We start from the raw sequence: 6,686 nt of genomic DNA, 5'->3' as shown, positions 1-6,686 counted from the left end.
CCATTCCTAAAATCTTTGGGACGATAACCAAAGGTGGGTACATCACAAAGTAATACCAGTACTGGACATTGGGCCGAGGCTGCTCTATTAATAATATCCTTTCGTATGGAATCCTCCACGGGATTGTATAGCTGAAACCAGGCATTGCCCTGGGTAAGTTCACTGATCCTTTCAATACTACTGGTACTTACGGTGCTTAAAATAAAGGGAATGTTGTGTTTAAAAGAAGCTTTGGCAAGTATTTCTGGGGAATTAGGCCACATAAGTCCTTGAAGTCCTACAGGTGCAATCCCAAATGGGGCATCATATTGGCGGCCAAAAAGGGTAGTTTTCAAATTGGAATCCTTGTAATTGTTAAGGTAGCGCGGTTCCAATTGTATTTCCCTTATCTCGGCGGTGTTTCTTATGATATTGACATCCTCATTACAGCCACCATCAAGGTATTCAAAAGCAAATCGAGGGATTCGTTTTTTTGCTTTTTCTCTTAAATCATCCACCGAAGGATATTTGTAATTGAAGGATAATGCCATTTGTAGTTATTTAATAATCAGAGGAACGTGTTTTTTTAAAGCGTAATTTTTCTTGAGAAATTTGGAATTTAGCTTGGTATCGGCGATACAAATGGCGGCTCCTAAGGCTGAACCTAATGAGGCATCCGTGGTACGTAATTCCATATTTCTCATATAATGAGATAAGAGCTTAATATATACTTCATTGCTACTAAAGCCCCCATCGACATATAATTTGGAGATCTTTTCAGATCCTTTGGCTATTTGGATGCTCTGGACCTGTAGTTTTACAAGTTCTATCATCAGATGGTGATAGGCATCCTCAAAGGAATCATAGGGAAGCTCCGTTTTGGACAATTCCTGGGTGTTTTCAATACTTTCCCATTTAAAGAGGTGTTCAAATTCCTTGGTAATTTCATAATAAGCCTGCTCGTTGAAACTTACAGATTTGTGATGATCCGGTGCAACGCCATAATGTTCGGCTAACTTTTGAACTTGAATCTTATATTCATTTCCTAAGAATAATCTGGAGGCTTTTACTTGTTTGCCATTAATTCTCATGTAATTGATACAGTTCTTAGAAACCTCTTTTTCACTCAAAGGAGTGGTGGTAAATGGATTAAGAGCAATGCTCCATGTTCCTGTGGAAACTAAAATAAAAGGATCTTTTAGACTTCTCACATAAGGCAGCAAGGCTGCCGAACTATCATGGATCCCTACTCCAATTTTAATACGTTTCCCATTGTAATTCATATTAATACTGGTCTCAGTGGATACAATGGGGGGAAGGATCTTGTGCAACTCTTCCTTGTAAACCCAGTAGTGATAATCCTTTTTGCTATAGTCCCAAAGACTGGTATGACAGCCTATACTTGTGTATTCACTCAAAGGGATTCCTGTAAAGATATAACTGAGATACTGAGGAAGATGAAGCGAGTATTTTATTTTTTTAAAAACCTCAGGCTTGGTGTACTTTAACCAATACAACTGCATGCCTGAGTTTAGCAGGCCTTCCTTGGAGGATCCCGTTTGTTGTATAAAGGTTAACTCTGGTCCATAACGCTGGTAGAATTTATTTATTATTTCTTGGTCAATGGGTTTGGTATAATTATACAAAGGAGTAATGGCCTCACCATTTTCATCAAGGTGCACCAAGGATGCTCCATAGGAGGAAAAGTTAATAGCTTTGATATCGTACTGGTCGGTGGCTAAGATTCTGTTAAATACTGCCTTTAGCCATAGTTGTAACTTATGGAGGTCTTCTGTAGGATACCCGTCTTGATCCAAGATATGGTCGAATTTGGAATACTCTCTGAAAACTTCTTTGAAATCCTCATCAAAAAGGAAGAACTTTTTATTGGTTTTTCCGATGTCAAATACCGCCGTTACTTTCTTTTTCATTTCAACCTATTTATAAGCCTGTAGCTACTGTATTTTTTCCTCGCTCCTTGATTAATTGCTCCCTGACGCCTAAATTCCTATAGGATTTCAAAGGGTTCATGGGTGCATTGGACTGTAGTCGAGCCTGCCTAACAAGGGGTCTGACATCGGTAAGATAGGCCTCTTGCAATATTTCTTGACATAGGGTAACATCATGTTCTTGCTGGGCTTTTTTCAAGAGTACTTGATCTACCAAAAGGGCTTTCGCATAGGTTATCCGTATAGACTCTAAGGATTGAATTAAATCCTCCAAGGGGTCTTTGAGGTTATGGCTAGCATCGATCATCCAAGAAAGTTCAGGGTTTTGAGGATTGTTAGCCATTCCATAGACCAATTCATTGAAAATTAAAAAAAGCGCATACGGTTTAATGGATCCCACAGTGATGTCATCATCCCCATATTTACTATCATTAAAATGAAAACCCCCTAATTTCCCTTTAAACATCAGCGTAGAGACGATCTGTTCAATATTTGTATTAGGAAGGTGATGGCCAAGATCCACTAGGGTGTAGGCTTTCGCTCCACATTCGTTAGCCAACATAAAAGAAGTGCCCCAATCTTGTATTACCGTGCTGTAAAAATAGGGTTCATATGGTTTGTATTCAATAAATAACTTCCAATCATCGGCTAAGGATTTGTATATTTCTTTCAGACTATCTTGTGTATTTGAAAGTGCTGTTTGAAAATTGTGTTGCCCTGGAAAAGAACTTCCATCTGCAAGCCAAACAGTGATACTTTTTGATCCTAGTTTTTCCCCAATTTTAATAACTTCTTTGTTGTGAGCGATGGCTTGTTGTCTTGCATCTACGCTGGTATTACTTAGGGATCCAAACTTGTAGGAATGTTTTGCCTGTGGTGAATCCTGAAAGGTATTGGAGTTAACGGCATCGAATTTCAAATCCAATTCTGCGGCAAGTTCTTTGATGGCTTTATAATCTGTTGGGATATCCCATGGAATGTGTAAAGAAATAGCTCCTGCACTTCTAGTTAGGTGGTGAAGCACGCCAACATCTTCGAGTTTTTGCTCCAGTGAAGTGGGTTCACCAAAAAAAGAGTACCTTCCAAATCGCGTTCCCCCAGCTCCTAATGCCCAACTTGGGATAGCCACTTGAAAGGCCATGAGTTTGTCAATAAGTGCGTTTACCTCAATATGTTGTTTTGACAGCCTATTGGCTAGATGGTCAAATTCTTCCTTGTGGTTAGCAATTTCTTTTGCATCAGAACTTAGTGTGTTTGGGTTAATGATCATTTTTTGAGTTTGTTTCTAATTGGTACCTCTGTAATTTAAAAGAAACCCTCATAGGCTGTGCATACCTATGAGAGATTCCTTAAGCTAACTAACAACTATACATTTATCGAACAAATGCATTTGCCATTCCACCGTCGACATTGATGATGTTTCCGGTTGATTTATCCAAATTTGCAATCAGCGCAAAGGCCGCATTAGCAATGTCCTGTGGATATATGATTTCGTTTAATAAATTTCTTTTTGCGTAGTGTGAAGGAAGCTCATCTACCGAAATTCCGTAAGCCTTGGCTCTTCCTTCTGCCCATGCGCCTTGCCATATTTTACTCCCTACAATGACTCCATCTGGGTTTACGGTATTCACCCTGATTTTATCCGATCCTAGTTCCGCAGCCAATAGGCGGGTCATATGTAATTGGGCTGCTTTAGCTGTTCCATAACCTACATTGTTCGGTCCAGCTACCAGGCCATTTTTACTAGCAATATTTACAATATTTCCACCCAGACCTTGCTTCTTAAGGATTTTCACCCCGTGTTGCGCCATTAAAAACTGACCCTTTACAAGGATATTTTGTAGGATTTCCCAATCCTTTAAGGTGGTGTCTTCTAATGATTTAGAAATAGCCAGGCCTGCAGAGTGGATGATAACGTCTATCCCTCCAAAGGATAAACATGCTTTGTCAAACGCTCTTTTAATAGAATTTTCATCGGTAACATCACAAACTACGGTGCTGACCTGATCTTTTTTAAAGGTTTTCTCAGCCTCTTCTAAGGACTGTTCACTGATATCCGTCAGCACTACATTGGCGCCTTCGGCCACTAATTTATCTGCTATAGCTTTTCCTATTCCTCCTCCGGCTCCAGTGACAATAGCAACTTTTCTCGAGAGCGGTTGCTCTTTTGGCATACGTTGTAATTTAGCCTCTTCCAACAGCCAATATTCAATGTCAAAGGCCTCTTGTCGTGGAAGCGCTGTGTATTGTGAGATAGCCTCGGCACCGCGCATCACGTTGATGGCGTTGACATAAAACTCACTAGCTACCCTTGCGGTTTGTTTGTTTTTAGCAAAAGAAAACATGCCAATTCCAGGGTAAATGATAATCACGGGATTTGGATCCCGCATCGCAGGACTATTAGGGTGTTTACAATGATTATAATAGGCACTATATTCTTTGCGATAGGCCTCAAATGAAGGGGTAAGTTTTTCAAGTAAAACCTCGGTGTTTAGCAAATCCTCATCTTTATCCAAATCCAACACCAAAGGTTGTATTTTTGTCCTTAAGAAGTGGTCTGGACAGGAAGTTCCCATGGGAGCAAGCCTTTCCAAATCGTGACTATTGATGTATTGCATCACTGTTTCACTGTCCGTAAAATGACCGATCATTGGTTTTTCTGAGGAACATAACCCTCTTAGTAATGGCATCAGCTGGGATGCCTTTATTTGCCGCTGCTCCGGCGGATGGCTTTTTATCTTTTCACCTCCAAAAACACTGCCTTTTTCTTTTATTTTATCTTCAATATAGGCCGATGCTGTTTCGATGACTTCTAAACTATTCATGTAGCACTCATAGGAAGTATCGCCCCAGGTAAATAAACCATGATTTCCAAGGACAATACCGCGAATTCCTGGATTATCCTTTAGGCATTTCTCTAGTTGTAACCCAAGGTCAAATCCTGGTCGTTGCCAGGGAACCCACCCCATGGTTTCTCCCCAAATTTCTTTGGTGATTTTTTCACTGTCCTTTGCGGCAGCTACAGCAATGAGCGCATCTGGATGCAAGTGATCGATATGTTTAAATGGTAGTAATCCATGTAAGGGTGTGTCAATGGAAGGGGCGCGGCTGTCTAAATCGTAGATGCAGTGATTGAACAAGCCAACCATTCTATCTTCATCAGAGCGTCCTTTGTACACATTTTTAAGATTACGCAATCGCTCGGTATAAAGACCAGCTATACCAGCACGAGTTAAAGTGCCTATATCGCCACCAGATCCTTTTATCCACATTACCTCAACGTTTTGATTAGTGAGTGGATCTTTCTCTATTGTTTTACAACTTGTATTGCCTCCTCCGTAATTGGTAATCCTTAGGTCTGCACCTAGGATATTTGATCTATATAAAAAAAGTTCGACTTCATTACCCTCTATAGCTGCGGCTTTTTGATCATCCCAAAGATAATTTACATATTTAAAGGTTTTATTCATTTGTTTTGTCCTAATTGATGTTTGTTGATCCAAATGTAACTTTTAAAAAATACCTGTGTATCCTGTGGTGTACTGCAAGGAGGAAAAAAGTACTAAAATGTTAAAAATTATAATAATTGCTATTAATATTTAATATTACATTAATTATTTGTACAATTACGCATAAAAATTAATTAATCATGAGTTCCTCTACTATGCATTCGGAAATTAATATAACGATTGATGAAAATTCCAGAGTGCCAAAATACAAGCAAATCGTTGATTCGGTAATTGAAGATATAAGCAAAGGTAGATTGTCCTTTGGACAAAAAATTCCTTCGATCAATGAGCTTAGCGAGAGCTGTTATCTCTCGAGAAATACCGTAGAAAAAGCCTATAAATTACTTAAGGAACGCAAAGTAATTGTTTCGGTAAAAGGGAAAGGGTATTATACCGCTAAAACCGATTTAATATCCAAGCTCAATATTTGCTTTATGATAAACAAACCAAGTTCTTATAAAATGATGATCTACAATTCTTTTGTAGATGCCATTGGAGTAAACGCTCATGTAAACTTGTTTATCTACCACTGTGAAGAATCTCTTTTTATCAGAACCTTGGAAAAAAATTTAGGGGCCTTTGACTACTACATCATTATGCCTCATTTTAAATTGGAAGACCTGAGTCACGTGAGTTATACAGAGGCTGTACTGGATGTCATCGAACAAATTCCAAAAGATAAATTGATTATTATGGACAATGCCAAACCTTGTATACAAGGAAATTATGGCTCTATTTATCAGGACTTTCAAAATGATATCTATCAAGCACTTAAAGAAGGGTTGGACCGACTTCAGCAATACGACAAAATTATTTTAGTCTACCCTAACAAAGCAGTACACCCCTATCCGAAAAGGATCATGCTTGGGTTTAGACAATTTTGTGTGGAATACGATTTTGACTTTGAGATCTTAGATCAAATTTATGATGATATGGAACTTCAAAGTAAAGATATTTTCATCACCATCGAGGAGATGGACCTGGTGAATCTTGTACGACAAATCCGTAAAAAAGGATTAAAGCTTGGTAAGGATATTGGGATCATTTCTTATAATGAAACCCCGTTAAAAGAATTGCTAGGTATAACGGTCATTAGTACTGATTTCAAGGCAATGGGGGAGAGCGCCGCCTATATGGTTCTTAAAAATAAAAAAGAAAAGGTAAAAAACGTTTTTAAGTATATCGAGCGAAATTCTCTTTAACAAAATACCTCAGCATAGTGCAGGATAGTTTTTTAATGTATACATAG

The 6,686-nt window shown here is 38.7% G+C and carries 5 protein-coding genes; 1 reads left to right on the top strand and 4 read right to left on the bottom strand.

Annotation, left to right across the window (positions count from 1 at the left end; all coding sequences use genetic code 11):
• From VKY50_RS04695 to VKY50_RS04680, 4 genes are all read right to left on the bottom strand, one after another.
• Positions 1-530: alpha-hydroxy acid oxidase (locus VKY50_RS04695; protein WP_324299369.1), on the bottom strand; the 530-nt coding region annotated here is incomplete at its 3' end.
• Positions 531-536: 6 nt separating this feature from the next.
• Positions 537-1,910, bottom strand: a complete 1,374-nt coding sequence (locus tag VKY50_RS04690; RefSeq protein WP_324299367.1) for an FGGY-family carbohydrate kinase — start codon at positions 1,908-1,910, stop codon at positions 537-539.
• A gap of 10 nt (positions 1,911-1,920) precedes the next feature.
• Positions 1,921-3,198: a sugar isomerase gene (locus tag VKY50_RS04685; RefSeq protein WP_324299366.1), complete on the bottom strand. Its 1,278-nt coding sequence runs from the start codon at positions 3,196-3,198 to the stop codon at positions 1,921-1,923.
• A gap of 103 nt (positions 3,199-3,301) precedes the next feature.
• Positions 3,302-5,398, bottom strand: a complete 2,097-nt coding sequence (locus tag VKY50_RS04680) for a bifunctional aldolase/short-chain dehydrogenase (protein WP_324299364.1) — start codon at positions 5,396-5,398, stop codon at positions 3,302-3,304.
• 179 nt (positions 5,399-5,577) lie between these two features.
• On the opposite strand from VKY50_RS04680, the gene VKY50_RS04675 reads away from it, so the two are divergent.
• Entirely contained in the window at positions 5,578-6,639 is a 1,062-nt protein-coding gene (locus VKY50_RS04675) for a GntR family transcriptional regulator (RefSeq protein WP_324299362.1), read from the top strand.
• The last annotated feature ends 47 nt before the right edge of the window (positions 6,640-6,686 follow it).

The sequence above is a fragment of the Galbibacter sp. genome, assembly GCF_035306585.1.
GTDB lineage: Bacteria > Bacteroidota > Bacteroidia > Flavobacteriales > Flavobacteriaceae > Galbibacter.
Note: the sequence above shows the minus strand (reverse complement) of the source record. Positions and strands in the feature narration are given on the sequence as shown.